Source organism: Emticicia sp. (assembly GCF_043780375.1).
Classification (GTDB): Bacteria; Bacteroidota; Bacteroidia; order Cytophagales; family Spirosomataceae; genus Emticicia.
Genome location: NZ_JAYWCU010000097.1, coordinates 1 through 18,231, shown reverse-complemented (window position 1 = coordinate 18,231; position 18,231 = coordinate 1). Strand labels below are relative to the sequence as shown.

Sequence of the window (18,231 nt, the reverse complement as noted above, 5' to 3'; positions counted from 1 at the left end):
ACAAAAAACAGATGAAATAATGATAGAAAGTGTTGAAAATAAGATACTTACAAAAATAAAAAAAGCCAAGAGGGGTACGGTTTTTTTTATAGATGATTTTGTATCTTTTGGCAATGCCAAAGCTATTAATAAATCATTAGAAAGATTGGTTTTAGCTGAAGAGCTGAAAAGGGTGGCAATGGGTATGTATGTACGTCCGATTAATGACAAGTTTTTTGGTATTATCATGCCCAGCATTGACGAAATAGCCCTTGCAATTGCTCGAAGAGATAAAGCCAGAGTAATGCCCACGGGTAGCTATGCAATGTATAAGCTGGGACTTACCACGCAAGTACCGCTCAATATCGTGTATTATACTGATGCTTCTGCTCGAAAAATAAAAATCGGTAAGCAAACCATCACTTTTAAGAAAGCAAGTGCCAAAAACCTTTCGGCAATTGGCGAGCTTAGTAAATTGGCGATTTTGGCACTAAAAAGCATCGGAAAAGATAATGTAAGCGAAGAAGAAATAAACAAAATTAAAGAGATTCTGAAAAAAGAGAAGCCATACCACTTACAGCACGACTTGAAATTAGCTCCTGAGTGGATACGACGATTAATAGAAACAAATGAATAAACTGTCTCATATAAAAAACTGGTTATCGCTTTCTGAAACCAATATACAAAATGCCTATACAGCAACGAGCAATAGTATAGGTTTGCCTCCTTTTGCTGTCGAAAAAGATTGGTGGGTTGTGCATACCTTAGCTCTTATTTTCTCAATGGATTGTGCCAAGGCATTGATTTTTAAGGGTGGAACTTCACTCAGTAAAGGCTGGAATCTGATAGAACGGTTTTCGGAAGATATAGATTTGGCTTTGGATAGAGAATACATTGGTTTTGGTGGCGAACTAAGCAAAACTCAAGTAAAGAAACTCAAAAGTGCTTCTTATGATTTTATGACTAAAATATTTGTACCTGAACTTCAAGCAAAATTTAATGACGTGGGCTTTAAGGATGTAAACGTAAAATACCGAGCAGTAGAAAACCATGACCAAGACCCACTGATTATTGAGATTTATTACCCAAAACTTACTGAAAAAGACGAATACCTAAAACCAGGTGTATTGGTAGAAGTAGGCTGCCGTTCGTTAAAAGAACCTATTACACCCCGTACATTTGGCACATTGGTAGCCGAAAACTTTAAAGATAGCCCATTTGCCGATAGTCCGATTACGATACCGATTGTAAACCCTGAGCGAACTTTCTTAGAAAAAGTTTTTTTGCTACATGAGGAATTTCAGAAGCCAGCCGATAAGATTAAGGTAGCAAGACTAAGCCGACATTTGTACGATATTGAAAAACTCAGCCAAACCGAATATGCACAAATAGCATTACAAGACAAAGAGCTGTACGATACCATAATTGCCCACCGTAAACGATTTACACCTATCTCTGGCATTGATTATGACAAACACCAGCCACAACATATTCGTTTTATACCGCCAGCTCATTTACTACCTCTTTGGGAAAGTGATTATAAGGAAATGAGAGAAAAAATGATTTATGGTAATCCATTATCTTTTGATGATTTAATAAAAAAACTAAGTGAATTACAAAACCTTATCAATAACCCACAATAACCACTACCCCACAAAAATACAAAAACACGAAAAACGTCCTAAGAAAATTACTCACCTATCCTAAGCACTATATTAGCATTATTGATTCTTCTTTCATTATCTTTGGGTATTGTTGATATTACATACTAACAACATATACTTTTGCCGTATCATAAATTGATTAGATATGTTGATTTTTTATCAAGAAACTATCTTTATCTATCAAAATAATCAATGTGATGTTTGATAAAAAACTGCTATCTGAACGAGACATCTGCACAAAATACATTTCACCTGCCATCGAAAATGCGGGTTGGAATAAGCTTATTCACTACTTAGAAGAGGTCAATATTACTGCTGGAAAGATTTTGGTTAAAGGCACTCTTACCACACGAGCCAAGAACAAAAGAGCCGACTACATTCTGTACTACAAAGACAATCCTGTTGCAATCATTGAGGCAAAAGACAATAATCATTCTATTGGTGCAGGTATGCAACAAGGTTTAGAATATGCCCGAATGCTTGACATTCCTTGTATTTTTAGTAGCAATGGCGATGGTTTTATTTTCCATGACAAAACTTCCACCGACGAAAACATAGAAGCAGAAATTAGTTTAGATGAGTTTCCGAGTCCCGAAGAAATTTGGCTTAAATATAAAACCTTCAAAGGGATTGATACGCCAATTACTGAGAAAGTAGCTTTACAAAAATATTACTCCGATGGTAGCGGTCGAAAGCCTCGTTACTATCAACAAATAGCCATTAATCGTACCGTACAAGCCATTGCAAAGGGTAATAATCGCATTTTGTTAATTATGGCTACTGGCACAGGTAAAACCTACACAGCGTTTCAAATAGCTTATATTTTGTGGAAGGCTGGCGTAAAGAAACGCATTTTGTTTTTAGCCGACCGAACTTCATTGATTGACCAAACACGTAAAGGAGATTTTAAGCATTTCAAGGATAAAATGACGGTTGTAGAACACCGTCAGGTAGATAAAAGCTACGAAATATATTTAGCACTCTATCAAGGACTAACAGGTAACGAAGACGATAAAAATATCTACAAGCAATTTTCTCCCGAATTCTTCGACCTTATTATCGTTGATGAGTGCCATCGTGGTAGTGCCAAAGAGGATAGTGCTTGGCGTGAAATATTAGCGTATTTCAGCAATGCCACACAAATCGGTTTGACAGCAACGCCAAAAGAAACCAAAGAAACGAGCAATATTGAGTATTTTAAAGACCCTGTTTACACCTACTCGCTCAAACAAGGCATTGATGATGGATTTTTAGCTCCGTATAAAGTGCTAAAAATGCAGTTCGGAATGAATTCGGGAGCGGAACAATGGCGACCAGAAAAAGATAAACTCGACAAACAAGGCAATTTCGTTGAGGACAGGGTTTATAACCTCAAAGACTTTGACCGAAACTTAGTAATTGAAGAGCGAACCCGAAAAGTAGCGAAACGTATCAGCGATTTCTTGAAAGCAACCAGCCGTTTTGACAAAACGATTATCTTTTGTGAGGACATTGAACACGCTGAAAGAATGAGGTCGGAGATAGTAAAACAAAACCCCGACCTTTGCCGAGCAAATGATAAATATGTAGTGCGTATCACTGGCGACAATGATGAGGGTAAACGAGAATTAGACAATTTCATAATCCCCGAAGAAACTTATCCAGTCATTGCTACTACATCGGAGTTAATGACCACTGGCGTTGATGCCCAGACCTGCAAACTGATTGTGTTAGATGCCAATATTGGCTCAATGACTAAGTTTAAACAAATTATCGGTCGTGGCACTCGTATCAATGAAGAGTTTGGTAAGCGATATTTTACCATCATGGATTTTAGAAGTGCCACTGAACTTTTTGCAGATAAAAATTTTGATGGTGAGCCGATTCGGATAAAAGAAATAACTGAAGAAACTGATTTTGAGGAAATTGTAGCGGAGGAAAACGATTTAGAAGCTCCAATTTCGAGCGAATATGATGCAGAGGAAACAGAAGCACTCGAAAACGCTGTAAACGAAACAAAAGAGACTTATACAACAAAGAATTTTTTTGCAGCAGCCACCAAACGCACCAAAGTATTTGTCAATGGTGTGGAGGTTACGCTGTTGGTTGAGCGTGAAATGTATTTTGATAACGATGGCAAGCCCATTACTAAAAGCCTAAAAGATTATACCAAAGATATTATTCAGGCAAGATATAATTCTTTAGATGAGTTTTTGAATAAATGGAATGCTACCGATAGAAAAGATGCCATCATTGCCGAACTCGAAGAGCAAGGCATTTTAATTGATTCATTAAAAGAAGCCGTAAACAAAGATTTTGATTTGTTCGACCTTATTTGTCATATTGCATTTGAGCAGCCACCATTGAGCCGTAAAGACCGAGTAGAGCGTGTAAAAAAACGCAACTATTTTACGAAATATGGCGAACAAGCTCGCAAGATTCTCGAAACGCTTTTAGAGAAATATGGAGAAGAGGGCATTGAAAATTTAGAAAATATTGATATTCTAAAAGTGCAGCCATTGAGCCAATTTGGTTCGGCTTACGAGATTATCACCACTTTTGGCGGTAAAAACAAGTATTTACAGGCAATTAAGGAATTAGAAAACGAGATTTATAAAACAGCATGATAGACACGTACCATCACCAATTACAAACTGCCCTTAATGATTTGATGTTAAAATTCAATGATTTACCACCGATTATTGAGCAAAATCCTACATTTTTAGAAATTACAGAATATCCACACTATGAAAATGTTTGTAGTAATATTCTTCGTTTCTATTTTGACACATCACAACCTCATGGATTAAAAAACTTACTCTTAAAATCACTTCTCCAAGCGATTGATAAAGATGATTTAGCTGAACAGATAATTAAAACAGAACGAGATAATGTAAATAGAGAAGTAAGAACCGATGATGCTAAAAGAATAGATTTATTAATTCAAACGGATGAACATATTATAGCCATAGAAAATAAAATCTATCATCATCTTACGAATCAATTATCTTACTATCAAAATCATGTAGAGGTAAAATATTCCAAACTTAAACCTTTATATGTTTTACTTGCTCCTGAGAAAATTATAGCCCAAAATTTACCTCAAACATTAAAAAGCGATAAAGAATGCTTAAATGAAGATGCCGAAAAAGGCTTTAAATCTATAACCTTCAATGAGCTTTTTAACAAGGTTAAAACTAACCTTGGTGAATATATACAAAACGCTGATACAAAGTATTTAGCATATTTTATTGATTTTATGACAAGCATTGAAAACCTTGATAAGAGTATGACACTATCTCCTGAGTTGGTTAAATTTGTAACTGAAAATGAAGAAAACATTCAAAAAGTAAATAAAGCCTATGATGAGGTTTGGTATGAAGTTTATGAAAAAATAAAGAAGATAAAAGAACAGATATTTAATTCTAATGAGAAAAATCTCTGGATATACGACAAGTCAGTATTAGTGCGTGAATTTTACTTAAAAAGAGGAAATGATACTATAAATGTTGCTTTAAATTGTTCTTTTACCTTACATCATGTCAATATTGAAATCTTTGTTCGAGGAAATAAAGTTGATAATAAATATTCGTTCTTAGAATCAATAGACTATTTTTCTCAAAGCAAAGATAATTTCGAGAAATCAAAGCGTGGTTTTATTGTCTATAAAAATCATCATTCACCCTTTGAGATTGATAATCTTGAAATAATCACCAAACTCAACGAAATAATACCCCAAATCAAAATATCAGAATAATTATAACCCCTATGACCAACATTTCAGGCACAATAAAAAGTATCCGTGATATAATGTGGCAAGACACTGGACTCAACGGTGATGCCCAACGAATTGAGCAGCTCGGATGGATGCTTTTCTTAAAAATATTCTCAGATAAAGACAAAGAACTCGAACTCACCGACGATAATTATATAAGTCCGATTCCTGATGCGTTTCATTGGGTAAATGAAAAAGGCAACTGGGCGGGCGACGACGAAGGTATGACTGGCGATGAGCTTTTAGAGTTTGTTGATAGACAACTTTTTCCAACTTTACGCAGCATTGATGTCTCGACTGGCAACCGTCGGGCTTTGATAGTGCGTGAGGTTTTTGAGGGCAATAACAACTACATGAAAAGCGGCACGAATATCCGCAAGGTGCTAAACAAGCTCAACGAAATTGATTTTAATATTGCCAAAGACCGCCACGCTTTTGGCGAGCTATATGAGAGTATCTTGAAAGAACTCCAAAGTGCGGGCAAAAGTGGTGAGTTTTATACGCCAAGAGCCATTACAGCTTTTATTACCGACACCATCAACCCCAAATTGGGCGAGCGGATTCTCGACCCTGCTTGTGGTACTGGTGGGTATCTGACTTGTGCCATTGAGCATCTGAAAAAACAAGCCAATAACGTTGAACAACTCAAAAGTATAACCGAAAATATTGCAGGTTGGGAATATAAACCTTTGCCGTTTTTGTTGGCTACTACCAATCTGATTTTGCACGATATTGAAGTGCCAAATATTCGTTTTGGCGATGCTCTCGACCAACCTTTGAGCAATTTTACCGAAAAAGACCGAGTAAACGTAATATTGGCAAATCCGCCGTTTGGTGGCATTGTTGCCAATGGTAATGAGTCGAATTTTCCGCAGAATTTCCGTACAAAAGAAAGTGCCGATTTGTTTTTGATTCTGATGATTCATTTACTCAAAACTGGCGGACGTGCAGGAATTGTACTACCCGATGGCAGCCTCACGGGCGAGGGTGTGAAACAACGAGTACGTGAAAAACTACTGAAAGACTGTAACCTACACACCATCATAAGGCTACCACAAAGCGTTTTTGCTCCTTATGCTACTGTAAATACCAATCTTTTGTTTTTTGATAAAGGCACTCCAACCAAAGATATTTGGTACTACGAACACACCCTACCCGAAGGGCAAAAAGCATATAGCAAGACCAAAACCATAAAAGTTGCCGAGTTTGAGCCAATAAAACAATGGTGGCACAACCGCCAAGAAAGCGAGGTAGCTTGGAAAGTTTCGATTGATACTATCATTGAGCGTGGCTATGATTTGGATATTAAAAACCCAAATAAAGTAGTAGAGGAAGTGATTTATGATAGAAAAGCGATTATCAATAAACTTCAAATTTCATTTAATAAATCATTGGCAATATTAGCTGAATTAGATAAAAACTAAATATGAGCAGAGGACGAAAATCTAAATCGGGAAGTATTACACAAGATTGGGAACAAATTTTTCAAAAAAACATTGATAGTTACTTCCAAATTCTTCTTGTAGAGTTGGGTAAAATAAAAAATTGGGGTAATGAAAATAGTTTAGATTTGTTTAATCAAATACAGGAAGAAAAGTTAAATCAGAAAAGTATCTTTAAAAAAAATCATATTGAACCTATTAAATCCGAAGAAATACCATTTAAACTTCCTGAAAATTGGTTATGGTGCAGGTTAAAAGATATTTGTGGTAATATTACTGATGGCACACACCAAACTCCAACTTATTTTAATGATGGAGTAGTTTTTTTATCATCAAAAAATGTAACGAGCGGTAAAATAGACTGGGATAATGTCAAGTATATAGACCAAAAGCAACATTTAGAAATGCACAAACGTGTTGCTCCTAAACTTAATGATATATTGTTAGCAAAAAATGGAACAACGGGCGTAGCTGCTATTGTAGATAAAGATATTGTATTTGATATTTATGTAAGTTTAGCGTTACTGCGTCCACTTAATGGAATAAACCCAAAATATCTTTTATATTTTATTAACTCCAAAATTGCAAAATCACAATTTAATGAAAGACTTAGAGGTATAGGCGTTCCTAATCTACATTTGAATCAAATTAGAGAAGTTTTAACCCCACTTCCTCCTATTTCTGAGCAAGAACGTATTGTGGAGTTTTTTGATGATTTTAAGGATAATAATTTAGATTCAAACAAGATTTATTTTAATAATGAAATAGAGCAAAAAATTATTACCCTGCACAAATCGCAATTATTAGCATCCGAAAACTTTACTTTAATTTCTGAGCAACTCACCCTCATAGAAAACCTAAACCAAGCTATTTTACAAGAAGCGGTGCAAGGGAAATTAGTACCACAAGACCCCACCGATGAGCCAGCCAACCAATTATTGGAGCGAATAAAAGCAGAAAAAGCCAAAATAGGCAAAAAAGAAAAACCTTTGCCACCCATCAAGCCCGAAGAAATCCCTTTTGAAATACCCGAAAATTGGGTTTGGTGTAGGTTGGGGGAAGTTTGTTCTAAAATTGGTTCGGGAAGCACTCCACAAGGAAGTAATTATTCAACAACTGGTTTTCCATTCTTTCGTTCTCAAAATATTTATAATGAAGGCTTAATCTATGATGATATAAAATTCATTTCAGGTGAAGTTCAAAAACAAATGAATGGAACAACCGTAATTGCCAACGATATTTTACTAAATATTACAGGTGGTTCAATGGGACGTTGTGCATTAGTACCAGAAGATTTTGAAGAGGGCAATGTTAGTCAGCACGTTTGCATTATTCGCCCAGTGAAAATTGATAAAAGTTTCTTTCATAAAACCGTCCTATCTCCTTATTTTCAGAAATTCATTTTTTCATCAACAACAGGTGCAGGAAGAGAAGGTTTACCAAAATATAATCTTGAACAGTTTTTAATCCCCCTTCCACCCCTATCCGAGCAGCAGCGAATAGTAGCCGAAATAGAAAAGCAATTGGGCAAAACCAAAGAACTAAAGGCACACATCATAGCCAACCAACAAGCCACCGAGCAATTGCTTAAAGCCTTGCTGCATGGGGCTTTTGAGGTGGAGGAAAAAGAAGTATCTTTGTAAAAAATAATTAAGAAATGACAACAACCAATCAAGCAACCAAACTCAATGCTGTGCAGTTGCATTTGCTCAAAATGTTTGCCCGCCCAATGGACGAGCAAGATTTAACAGCAATAAAGTCTTTATTATCAAACTATTACGCCCAAAAAATTGATACTGAGTCAGATAAACTTTGGGAAGAAAAAGGCATGAGCCAACAAACCATTGATGATTTATTGAATACTCATTTACGCACACCCTATAAATGAGAGTTTTGATAGGCACCAATATTTTGTTAGCCATTGCCCCGAAACGCTCATCGGAAAGGTGGCTCTATGAAATGTTACGAACAGGCGAATTGATAATGATTTTATCAAACGAAATCATTGAAGAATACGAAGAAAAATTAGCTTGGTTTTATTCTGAATATTTCGCTGAAATAGTTTTAGATGAACTATTAAATTTGCCCCAAACCGAGCAAGCTGAAGCATTTTATAAATGGCAATTGATAGAAGAAGACAACGACGATAATAAATTTGTGGATATTGCCATAGCCTCAAATGCCGACTATATTATTACGAATGATAAGCATTTTAAAGTTCTGCGTAGTATCCCTTTTCCAAAAGTGCAAGCTATCACACTACAAGAATTTAAAAATTTAGTTGATAATCAATAGTATTTGGTAAATGTACAATTACAAATCCTTACGTTTTGGAAGTTTCAAATTATTGAAAACCATAAAGTTTTAAGCCGAAGTCAATTTCTTGATTTCGGCTTTTTTTATGATATTGCACCTCAAACTATTACACTAAGCATATTACAAATAAATTAGAAAGAAATTTAGAAAGAAACTACAAATAAAAATCCAGTAAACTACTGATAATCAAACACTTAAGAACCCTATTTATTTATAGATTTAGAAAGAAATATTATTATTTTCAGAAACAAAATACAAATAAATTCAACAGTTTTTGAGAAAACTAACCTAATCATGGAAGACAATCAACTTATGACCTCTCTCAGTGAAATTGTGAAGGAACATCAACAATTGGTAAAGCGTGATTTAGATATTTATCGTGTCTAAGTTTCTGAGCTTATTAGTTCTCCAACACAAAACGATAAGGAAATAAGTGCCTGTCAAGTAGTTAACTTCAAATAGTCGACAAATGTTTTTAGTGTAAATAATTGATAATAAATGACTTATGTTTTTGTGGACTGCCGACTATTGACTGCGGACTACTTATATTATTTCGGCTCTATAGCCGCTTAAACCTTTACAAAGGTTGTGAATATTACCGTAAGATAAATATGTGAAACAAAATTTATTTAGGTATAACAAAACTGCTATATTGCAAAGAAATATCCTTCTTTGTTACTGAAACTTTTGTTGATAATTATTCCTACATCGAAAATTTACTTAGTATGCAACTGATAAAGGCTTATTCGGTTCTATTTCTAATTTTTTTATTTATCTCTTGTGGTAAGAGTGAACGAACTCACGAGAATACCGAAAAAAAAGGAACACTACAAGTCCCCAAAAATACTCTTATAGAACCTAAACTTTATTTGGAACATAGCGGTAGTATGTACTTCTATGATGGCCCCAGTGTCAAAGGACAGTTTAAAAATACGCTTGTTACATTGATGCAAGGCTTTGAGAAAGTTAAGCCAAAAATACCTAAAGTTTTTATTGTCAATGATAAAGTTTACCCTTACCCAAAAGATTTTGAGCAATTAATAACTTCAAAAAGTATATTTGAAACAAAAATTGGAAACTCAGGTTTTACAGATTTTCAAACAATTTTTAGTACAATTCTTGCCGATTTGAAGCAAGACCAAATGGGTATTCTTTTTAGCGATTTAATATATTCGGGCAAAAATAGTCAAGGAAAATCAGCACAAAAAATTATGGATGAAGCCGAACAACTTTGTCAAATGACATTTTCACCTAATGCCGCCAATACATCTGTTTTGATTATCAAACTTCACTCTGATTATCAAGGCGTATATTATTCTTATAATTCTCCGAATAAAGGCAAAACATATAAAGGAAATCGTCCTTATTATGTTTGTCTTTTTGCAAAGAACCAGACGATGGAAAAATTCCTGAAAGATGGTTTATATAGCCAAATTAGGAGTTTTGAGCAATTGCCAGACTTTCAAAATAAGATTTTCTTTAGCAACGGCTCCTTCCTATCTGCTCCTTATTATACTATTTTACAAAATGATTCCGAAGGAAAAGGGAGTTTTAATAAAGGTGATAGAGATTTAAACAAAAATGGGCTTCATGTTATCAAAGATGTTAAACCTTCGCACCGAAGTACCGACAAACTAACCATTTGTGTAGCAGTTAGTTTTCCGAAAGGAGCTTTGGAGGAATCCGAAATTACAAATATAGAAAACTACCAAATTGATGGTTTTAAAGATGGTTTTAAATTAAAAACTGTAAAATCGCTTAATCGAACTGATGGCACTACGCACAAGTTAATTTTAGAAGCAAGTAAAGTTGCAAGGGGAGAAAGAGAAGTAACCATAAAATTTAAGCGAAATTTTCCTCCAAAATGGGTAACGGATACTCATTCAAGCGATGACACTAATATAAATCCGAAATCAGTTTTTGCAACGCAAACATTTGGTATTAATAGTATTATGAAAGGCTTGGATAATTCATTTAACCTACCAAAAAGTAGCAGTGATAAAAATTATTATTTTACCCTTACCTTAAAATTAGAAGATTAAAATGGAAAATTTTTTTATTAATATTTACAACCTATTTGTAGATGGTTCATTATTACAAGACCTTATAGACGAAGGTTTAATAATGTCATTAACACCTTCAGCGTTTTTTATTACACTTTTTTGTGCAATATCGTTTTATTACTTTATCAATAGCGTAAGGTTTTGCAAAAAAAGACATTGGCTAATTACAATGCTTATAAGTGCTATAATTGTGTTTATTGTTAATATTTTAACTTGTTTTTCGATGGCAGGAAGAGAAATTTTAAGAGACCCCTCAAATCCGCCTGCTGGATTTTTGTTTGACCAAGGTGATTCTGTTTTCTTTATGTTTAGCCTACAAATGTTTCTTTTGGCCTGCTTTTATTTTGCTATTTTCTCAATTATCGTTAAATGGTGGAGTACAAACTGCCGTAAAACACCTTTCTAAAATTAATTATTTTATGGCATCAAAGTTATTCATATTTGCAATAGGCGGAACAGGCTCAAGAGTTGTAAAAGCATTGACTATGCTTTTGGCTTCAGGTGTAGAATTAAAAAACACATCAGAGGTTATACCAATCATTATAGACCCTCATAAATCGAATGAAGATTTGAAACGAACCGAAAGTTTGTTGAAAACTTATAAAAAAATTCGTGATTCGCTCACCGAAAAACCAAAGACGAGTGAGTTTTTTGGGACGGAAATAAAAACACTGAAAAACATCATTAGCAATAATGACAGGATAGCTGATAACTACACTTTTGAACTAAAAGGAGTGAGCAACGAAACTTTTGGTAATTATATTGACTTTGATAATCTTTCAGGTAGTGCCGATGGTTTTGAAATGTATGAACCCAACAAAGATTTAGCGAGCCTGTTATTTTCTAAGAAAAATTTAGCAACCGAAATGAATATTGGTTTTGTTGGAAATCCTAATATTGGAAGTGTCGTTTTAAATCAATTCAAAGAGTCAGAAGAATTCAAACAATTTGCTGCAAATTTCGCAAAAGACGATAGGATTTTTATTATCAGTTCAATTTTTGGAGGAACAGGAGCGGCTGGTTTTCCAATTATCCTCAAAAATATTCGTGGAGCAGAAGCAGGCGAGTTGGATAGCCCTGAATATTTGAAAAATGCTAAAATTGGTGCATTAACTGTGCTACCTTATTTTGGTCTTGAACCAAATGATGAAAAAAGAGTAGATAAAGCTACTTTTTACTCAAAAGCAAAGGCTGCATTGCATTATTATAGTAGAGGTGTCAATAAATCAGTCAATAAGTTTTATTATATCGGTGATGAATTAAATAATAATTATAAGTACGACCCAGGCGAAAATGGGCAGAAAAACGATGCTCATTTTGTAGAATTAGCTTCGGCCATGGCAATTGTTGATTTTGCAGCAACAGATAATAGTGATTTAGAGAATGAAAAAGGCCTTCCTCTTCAATCTGTTTACAAAGAGTTTGGAATAAGAAGTGAAGCAAATAAGTTAGACTTCTCACATCTGGGTAACGACACGCTACAAGTCATTTGCCGAGATTTGACCAAAATGACACTTTTAAATCTTTATATGGAGTATCATTTAGGTAATGTCGTCGGTACCACCTTACCATGGCTAAGTGAGGATAATAAAATTATTGATAGAGGTTTTATGAGTGGATTATTTTATAAAACTCATTTGGGTGATTTCAAAAGGAGTTATTTTGAATGGCTGAATGAAATGGCACGTAATACACGTGGTTTTCAGCCATTTAATTTAACGGCAGATTTGGCTCAATTAATAGTTGGCGTAGAACTTAAAAAAAGCTGGAACCCCTTGGCTGATAAAAATTACTTTAGAGCTTTGGATGAATCGCTTAATTCATTTTGTATTAGAAAACATTTTAGTAGTGTGGAAGACAAGTTTTTTAAAGCTTTTGGTAGTGGTTCAGATACCTTTCTGAACGAGAAGTTTTCTAACTTATTCAAGAATCTTAATTAGTTTACATGCGTAACTGCCAATTTCTGAATTCAATACCATCAATATATGTCAAAGACTAAAACACTCACGCTTCATAATACCAATGAAGGGAATGGCGAACATTGGTACAGCCGCCAGAATGAATATGGTAAAAAAGAAATAGATGGTATCATTGACCCCGAAGGAGGTAATACAAAAGAACCTCCAACATCAATTCCGAGTCCCTTTGCAAGGTTTGATTTGGTGCGTACTGCATTTGCCAAATTATCTCAAAATGAAACACTTGATGGTGAGCCAAATGATAAACGTTTGGTGTCGGAATGTTTTGATGTAGGACAAATATTTTTCAATTATGATAAATTGAAAGATAAAGTAAAAATCATTAAATGGGATAAAGCAATAGGTCTTGAAAGTCTGAAAAATTCGCCATTAACAGGGCATAAAAGATTTGGAAATGCATTAGACTTATTTCTCAAACAAGATGGTGGTACAGCAAAAGCATCAGATGATGATAAGCGAAGCGGTGGCTATAACTTTGATTTGATGGATACTGTTTATATTTTGAGATATACCGATGATAAAGATTCAGGAATTATTGGCGGTACTTCTCCTTCAACGATATTTTTTAGTTCACCCAACGATTTGAGTTTTGTTGATATTCAGTTTGGCAATGATAAACTCTTTGATAAAGACCTTTGTCCGCTTCATAAAAGAGATGTTGAATACCAAAAATTTTGGCATGGATTCAGCAAACAAGCCAATTTTATGAAGCATTTCCCAGAAGTTTCGGCTTATTTAAAACGTAGCCTCGATTTATTGAAAAAAGAAAATAATGTGGCATGGCAACAAATTGGGACGGATGCCGAAAAATTGACTTCAAGCGTTTATAATGATTTATTTGAAGATTTGGTTTCGCAATCGGGCGATTTAGTAACAGCTTTGGAAGGATTTCGTATCAAGAAAGTGAAAGTTGACCCAGCACAATTGGCTATCAGTGATTTCATTATTCCATCAGAAAAATATAGCAGACTTTACCCCGATAAATTGAAACCTATGATATTGCAAAACAATTATCAAGGGCGATTAATTTACTCAAAAGATTATTGGAATAAAGACCAACCTGTACCATCATATGTGGCAGACGATTGGAGAGAAAATAAACGTAGATTACCTGGGCAACAAGATTTTTACCCTTGGCTTACTGTTAGTGATTTTTTAGAGCCAAATATCGTTCGATTAGTCTATCCAATAAATAATGATTGTTTTTTTAATGGTGGATTATCGGGCGGAAATGAACTAACAAAAAGTTATTTATTGCCACTTAAAAAAGATTTCTTTGATTTTTTTGATGTAGAAGATTTAACAATTGGACAGGGTCGTAAGGTTGGTATCAAAATGGAAAACCTTGCAGGGGAAAGTGCTGTAAAAGTAACGCTTTCTATTCCTATGAAAGTTGGCCAGCCACCCATAGTATTTGAACGTGTATATAAAGACTCAATTAGTGGTATTCCGCTTATTCCTGATGAAAATAAAAGAGTGGGTGGTTCGATTGTCGAACTCCAATTTGGTGTAAATGTAATGCCTTTTTTAAGAATCGAAAGTGAAGGATTTAATCCTCTTTACAGGGTACAAGTAGTCGATAGAGACATTGATTATTTGACATTCTCTAATGATTATAATCTTAAATTTATAAATAAAGATAATCAATATATTCTTACGCCACCTCCAAAAGAACGTAGTAAAAAGAAGCAAAATGTGGGGCTTGCGGCAACTACTAAATATTATAGTGTCGAAAAAAACTTTGATTATATATCGGTCGAAGTTGGGGGCAAAAAAGGAATTATTCTTCCAAGATTTGATAAAGTTAGCAAAGAAATGGGGAGTGAAAAGTTCACTTTTGCGGTAGATTTTGGTACAACAAATACCCATATTGAGTATAAAACGGTAAGAAATACAACGGCTATGCCTTTGGAAATAAATAAAGAAGACAATCCAATCGCTACACTACATGACCCAAGATTCCTTTCAAAAGATAGTTCTTTTAATGGTACAGCAGCAGCTATTTTAGCCCTTATTATTCCTGTCGAGATGATTCCTGAAAGAATAAATAAAGAAGAGAAAGCTTCTTTTCCTACTCGAACTGCCTTATTAGAAAACTCGCCTAAATGGTCTGAAAACCTTTTTGGTTTTATGGACTTTAATCCAGCATTTCTTTATGAAAAACAAAATTTAGATGATTCTTATAATCCTGCAACTAACTTAAAATGGTCAAATTATAAGACTGATGATAGAGAAGAAAAAAGGGTTGAAGGATATATTCAATCTTTGTTAATATTAATAAGAAATAAGATTCTGTTGAACGGTGGAAATTTGGAAGCAACAGAATTAGTTTGGTTCTATCCATTAAGTATGCTCGAAACTCGAAGGAATTATTTTGAAGGAGTATGGAACAAACACTACCAAAGAATAATTACCAGCAAAAATTATCCTCAACGAATTCCTGAAAGTACAGCTCCATTTTATTGGTTTGCCCATGGAGCTGGCAAACAAACCGCTATTGCTGCTGTTTACTATCCTGCTGTTTGCGTTGATATTGGTGGTGGCACGAGTGATGTCGTCATTTTTGAGGAAGATAAGCCTGTCTGTCTGACTTCATTTCGGTTTGCAGCAAATGCAATTTTTGGCGATGCTTTTGCACAAGAAGGTGCGGCAAATCGGAATGGATTTGTATTAAAATATGAAGATAAAATTAAACAACTTTTGAAAGACAATGGTTTTCAAGACCTTATTAGAGCCTATGAGGCTATAAGAAACCGCCAACATTCGGAAGATATTATAGCTTTTTTCTTTTCATTGCAAGACAATAAAGAAATACAAAAGAAAACAAATTTGAATTTCAATGATATGCTTGCTAAAGACGATTCATTGAAAATTATTTTCTTGATTTTTTATACAGCAACGATTTATCATATTGCCAAAATCATGAAAATTAAAAACTTCAAGATGCCTCGTTATTTGGCATTTAGCGGCAATGGTTCAAAAGTTCTACGAGTATTGAGTAATAAAACAACTGTTTTGGCTCAATTAGCTAAGTTGATTTTTGAAAAAGTATATGAAATGCCCTATCACGAAGATGATTTAGAAGTAATTATGGACCAAGATTCCCCTAAAGAGGTTACATGTAAAGGAGGATTGAAGCGAAGCAATAGTTTGAAATTTGATACGCCAGATGATGGAAAAGAAGACCTCTTAATCGAAAAGATAAAAGCTGTATTGATTGGTAGTGCTGATGACCGTTTTGGCGTGCGAAGCGATACTTACGAAAAAATTGATGAAAATACCCTGAGTTCAGTGGCCGAAGAAGTGCGTAAATTCATAGATTTATTATTTACCCTTAATGAAGACTTCAATTTCAAGCAAAAACTGAATGTAAACACCAGTGATTTGGACGAGTACAAGAAAATTCTTCTGAAAGACTTGGCTCAAAACGTAAAAATTGGATTCTCACACAAAAAAGCTGAATCAGATAAGAAAGACCCTGTTGAAGAAACACTTTTCTTTTATCCGCTCATCAAGGGAATTAATAATTTAGCCACCGAAATCGCCAAATAAATCATGAAAAAACTACTATTGAGTGCCTTATTGCTTAGTTTTTTCATCACATCAGCGTTTGGACAATGTGAAGGGAATCGAATGGCATTGAAAAAACAGGGAGAACGTGATTGGGTTAAGGATTATTATGATAGACTCGAAAAAACATATCCTAAAAAAGAACCTGTTATTTCTTTACGTATATATTTTTACCAAAATAATATAGTAAAAACTTGCATATCGTATGATAGTTTAAAATTACTACAAAAAGATTTAGAAATAGTATTTCCCAAACCTGACAAATTAGTAAGCGAATTAAAAGCAACGATTGCAGGCATTATTAAGAAAAATCCAAAGGGTTTTTCAACCGAACCCATATCAGATTTTTCTCCAAGTATAGCAGATTCGACAAATGATATCATAGCAGATGATTCAGAAGTTATAGCCGATGATTCAGAAATAGATAAACTTAATGAAAAAATAATAAAACTCGAAAAATACAAAAGTCTTTGGTTTTGGATAAGTATTGTTTCATTTTTGGGATTAATAAGTTTACTAATTCTCTATCTTTTTGACAGAAAAAAATTGACTGAACAAATCGCATTAAAGGATGATATTTTCAATAAATCACAAAGGGAAACATTTGAATTCGATGATAACGCTGTAAGACTATGGCAAGAAAAATACTTTATTCTACAAAAGCAGAAGGACAATTTAGAGAAAGAATACTCTGATTTTAAAAATAATTTTAGTAAATTAAATGTAGAAAAACAGGTAGAAAAAGAGGTTGCAACGTCACAAAATATTGCTAAAATTGCCACACAAGAGGTTGCCAAACAATTTTATCTCTCCATTCCAACCCCAACAGATGATGGTCTGGGTATTTTTAGAGATATGCGTCAAATCCAAGCCAATCCAACAAGTTCGTTTTATCGTTTTGAATTAGAGCATGACGAAACAAAAGCAAAATTCTGGTTTTTAGATAATCCAAATACTATTCAAAGTGCTGTTATTTACCCCGAAACATATATTAATCCAGTATGTGATTATGAAGAGTTCAATTCTAATGCCAAAAAGATAGTAACAAAAATACCAGGCATTGCCGTAAAAGAAGGGGATATTTGGAAAGTACGTACAAAAGCTAAAATAAGATTTGAATAAGTTTTACTAACATGACAAATAAAAATACATCCCTTATCATTTGTTTTATCCTTGTCTTATTGGCTTTAGGACTCATTTTTTATGGCATTTCATATAACAATTCTACTATGGTTCAGATAAATAATGGTTTGGCAGGTGTTTTGGGAAGTGAAAAAGACAATTTTGGTTCATTGTGTATTGGTGGTGGCGTTATCTCAGCCATTATAGCTATAATTATCTTTTTCAAATCAAATCGTTAAATATTAATAATGCGAATTTTGCGATAAAATCTTAGATAAGTACAATTTTATCTAAATCATTTTTATCAAGTTTGCATATATAATTTGGCATAGAAGGGAATGA

At 34.1% G+C, this 18,231-nt stretch carries 14 protein-coding genes; all 14 read left to right on the top strand.

The genetic code is table 11. The features are described 5' to 3' along the window. Nucleotides 1-19: 19 nt before the first annotated feature. The gene (locus ACH2CJ_RS07195; protein WP_394991646.1) at nt 20-616 is read left to right on the top strand and encodes a DUF6088 family protein; all 597 of its coding nucleotides are present in this window, start codon (nt 20-22) and stop codon (nt 614-616) included. Beyond that, nucleotides 609-1,622, top strand: a complete 1,014-nt coding sequence (locus tag ACH2CJ_RS07190) for a nucleotidyl transferase AbiEii/AbiGii toxin family protein (RefSeq protein WP_394991645.1) — start codon at nt 609-611, stop codon at nt 1,620-1,622. Before ACH2CJ_RS07195 ends, ACH2CJ_RS07190 begins: the two co-directional genes overlap by 8 nt. A gap of 218 nt (nt 1,623-1,840) precedes the next feature. Beyond that, a complete protein-coding gene (gene hsdR / locus ACH2CJ_RS07185) occupies nt 1,841-4,249 on the top strand; it encodes an EcoAI/FtnUII family type I restriction enzme subunit R (RefSeq protein WP_394991643.1) in 2,409 nt (802 codons plus the stop codon). Continuing rightward, the gene (locus tag ACH2CJ_RS07180) at nt 4,246-5,379 is read left to right on the top strand and encodes a PD-(D/E)XK nuclease family protein (RefSeq protein WP_394991641.1); all 1,134 of its coding nucleotides are present in this window, start codon (nt 4,246-4,248) and stop codon (nt 5,377-5,379) included. Before hsdR ends, ACH2CJ_RS07180 begins: the two co-directional genes overlap by 4 nt. Before the next feature lie 11 nt (nt 5,380-5,390). After that, nucleotides 5,391-6,821 (top strand): N-6 DNA methylase, encoded by a 1,431-nt coding sequence (locus ACH2CJ_RS07175; protein WP_394991639.1) that lies wholly within the window; start codon nt 5,391-5,393, stop codon nt 6,819-6,821. A 2-nt stretch (nt 6,822-6,823) separates the two neighbouring features. Next, entirely contained in the window at nt 6,824-8,482 is a 1,659-nt protein-coding gene (locus tag ACH2CJ_RS07170; protein WP_394991637.1) for a restriction endonuclease subunit S, read from the top strand. 14 nt (nt 8,483-8,496) lie between these two features. Next, nucleotides 8,497-8,727: a hypothetical protein gene (locus tag ACH2CJ_RS07165; RefSeq protein WP_394991636.1), complete on the top strand. Its 231-nt coding sequence runs from the start codon at nt 8,497-8,499 to the stop codon at nt 8,725-8,727. Further along, the gene (locus ACH2CJ_RS07160) at nt 8,724-9,134 is read left to right on the top strand and encodes a putative toxin-antitoxin system toxin component, PIN family (protein ID WP_394991635.1); all 411 of its coding nucleotides are present in this window, start codon (nt 8,724-8,726) and stop codon (nt 9,132-9,134) included. The genes ACH2CJ_RS07165 and ACH2CJ_RS07160 overlap by 4 nt, the downstream gene beginning before the upstream one ends. Before the next feature lie 890 nt (nt 9,135-10,024). Then, nucleotides 10,025-11,197, top strand: coding sequence for a hypothetical protein (locus ACH2CJ_RS07155; protein WP_394991634.1), 1,173 nt, complete (start codon nt 10,025-10,027; stop codon nt 11,195-11,197). 1 nt (nt 11,198) lies between these two features. Continuing rightward, complete coding sequence (locus ACH2CJ_RS07150) at nt 11,199-11,624, top strand: hypothetical protein (protein WP_394991632.1); 426 nt, start codon at nt 11,199-11,201, stop codon at nt 11,622-11,624. A gap of 13 nt (nt 11,625-11,637) precedes the next feature. After that, nucleotides 11,638-13,158, top strand: a complete 1,521-nt coding sequence (locus ACH2CJ_RS07145) for a hypothetical protein (RefSeq protein WP_394991631.1) — start codon at nt 11,638-11,640, stop codon at nt 13,156-13,158. A 45-nt stretch (nt 13,159-13,203) separates the two neighbouring features. After that, on the top strand, nt 13,204-16,749 hold the full coding sequence (locus tag ACH2CJ_RS07140) for a hypothetical protein (RefSeq protein ID WP_394991630.1): 3,546 nt from the start codon (nt 13,204-13,206) through the stop codon (nt 16,747-16,749). A 3-nt stretch (nt 16,750-16,752) separates the two neighbouring features. Further along, on the top strand, nt 16,753-17,889 hold the full coding sequence (locus ACH2CJ_RS07135; RefSeq protein ID WP_394991628.1) for a hypothetical protein: 1,137 nt from the start codon (nt 16,753-16,755) through the stop codon (nt 17,887-17,889). A gap of 11 nt (nt 17,890-17,900) precedes the next feature. Next, nucleotides 17,901-18,128: a hypothetical protein gene (locus ACH2CJ_RS07130; RefSeq protein ID WP_394991626.1), complete on the top strand. Its 228-nt coding sequence runs from the start codon at nt 17,901-17,903 to the stop codon at nt 18,126-18,128. Nucleotides 18,129-18,231: the final 103 nt, after the last annotated feature.

Bases quoted from the DNA above. Each gene is read 5' to 3' on its own strand.
- ACH2CJ_RS07180 (WP_394991641.1), top strand. From the start codon at position 4,246: ATGATAGACACGTACCATCACCAATTACAAACTGCCCTTAATGATTTG.
- ACH2CJ_RS07165 (WP_394991636.1), top strand. From the start codon at position 8,497: ATGACAACAACCAATCAAGCAACCAAACTCAATGCTGTGCAGTTGCAT.
- ACH2CJ_RS07175 (WP_394991639.1), top strand. From the start codon at position 5,391: ATGACCAACATTTCAGGCACAATAAAAAGTATCCGTGATATAATGTGG.
- ACH2CJ_RS07135 (WP_394991628.1), top strand. From the start codon at position 16,753: ATGAAAAAACTACTATTGAGTGCCTTATTGCTTAGTTTTTTCATCACA.
- hsdR (WP_394991643.1), top strand. From the start codon at position 1,841: ATGTTTGATAAAAAACTGCTATCTGAACGAGACATCTGCACAAAATAC.
- ACH2CJ_RS07190 (WP_394991645.1), top strand. From the start codon at position 609: ATGAATAAACTGTCTCATATAAAAAACTGGTTATCGCTTTCTGAAACC.
- ACH2CJ_RS07145 (WP_394991631.1), top strand. From the start codon at position 11,638: ATGGCATCAAAGTTATTCATATTTGCAATAGGCGGAACAGGCTCAAGA.
- ACH2CJ_RS07150 (WP_394991632.1), top strand. From the start codon at position 11,199: ATGGAAAATTTTTTTATTAATATTTACAACCTATTTGTAGATGGTTCA.
- ACH2CJ_RS07140 (WP_394991630.1), top strand. From the start codon at position 13,204: ATGTCAAAGACTAAAACACTCACGCTTCATAATACCAATGAAGGGAAT.
- ACH2CJ_RS07130 (WP_394991626.1), top strand. From the start codon at position 17,901: ATGACAAATAAAAATACATCCCTTATCATTTGTTTTATCCTTGTCTTA.
- ACH2CJ_RS07170 (WP_394991637.1), top strand. From the start codon at position 6,824: ATGAGCAGAGGACGAAAATCTAAATCGGGAAGTATTACACAAGATTGG.
- ACH2CJ_RS07195 (WP_394991646.1), top strand. From the start codon at position 20: ATGATAGAAAGTGTTGAAAATAAGATACTTACAAAAATAAAAAAAGCC.
- ACH2CJ_RS07160 (WP_394991635.1), top strand. From the start codon at position 8,724: ATGAGAGTTTTGATAGGCACCAATATTTTGTTAGCCATTGCCCCGAAA.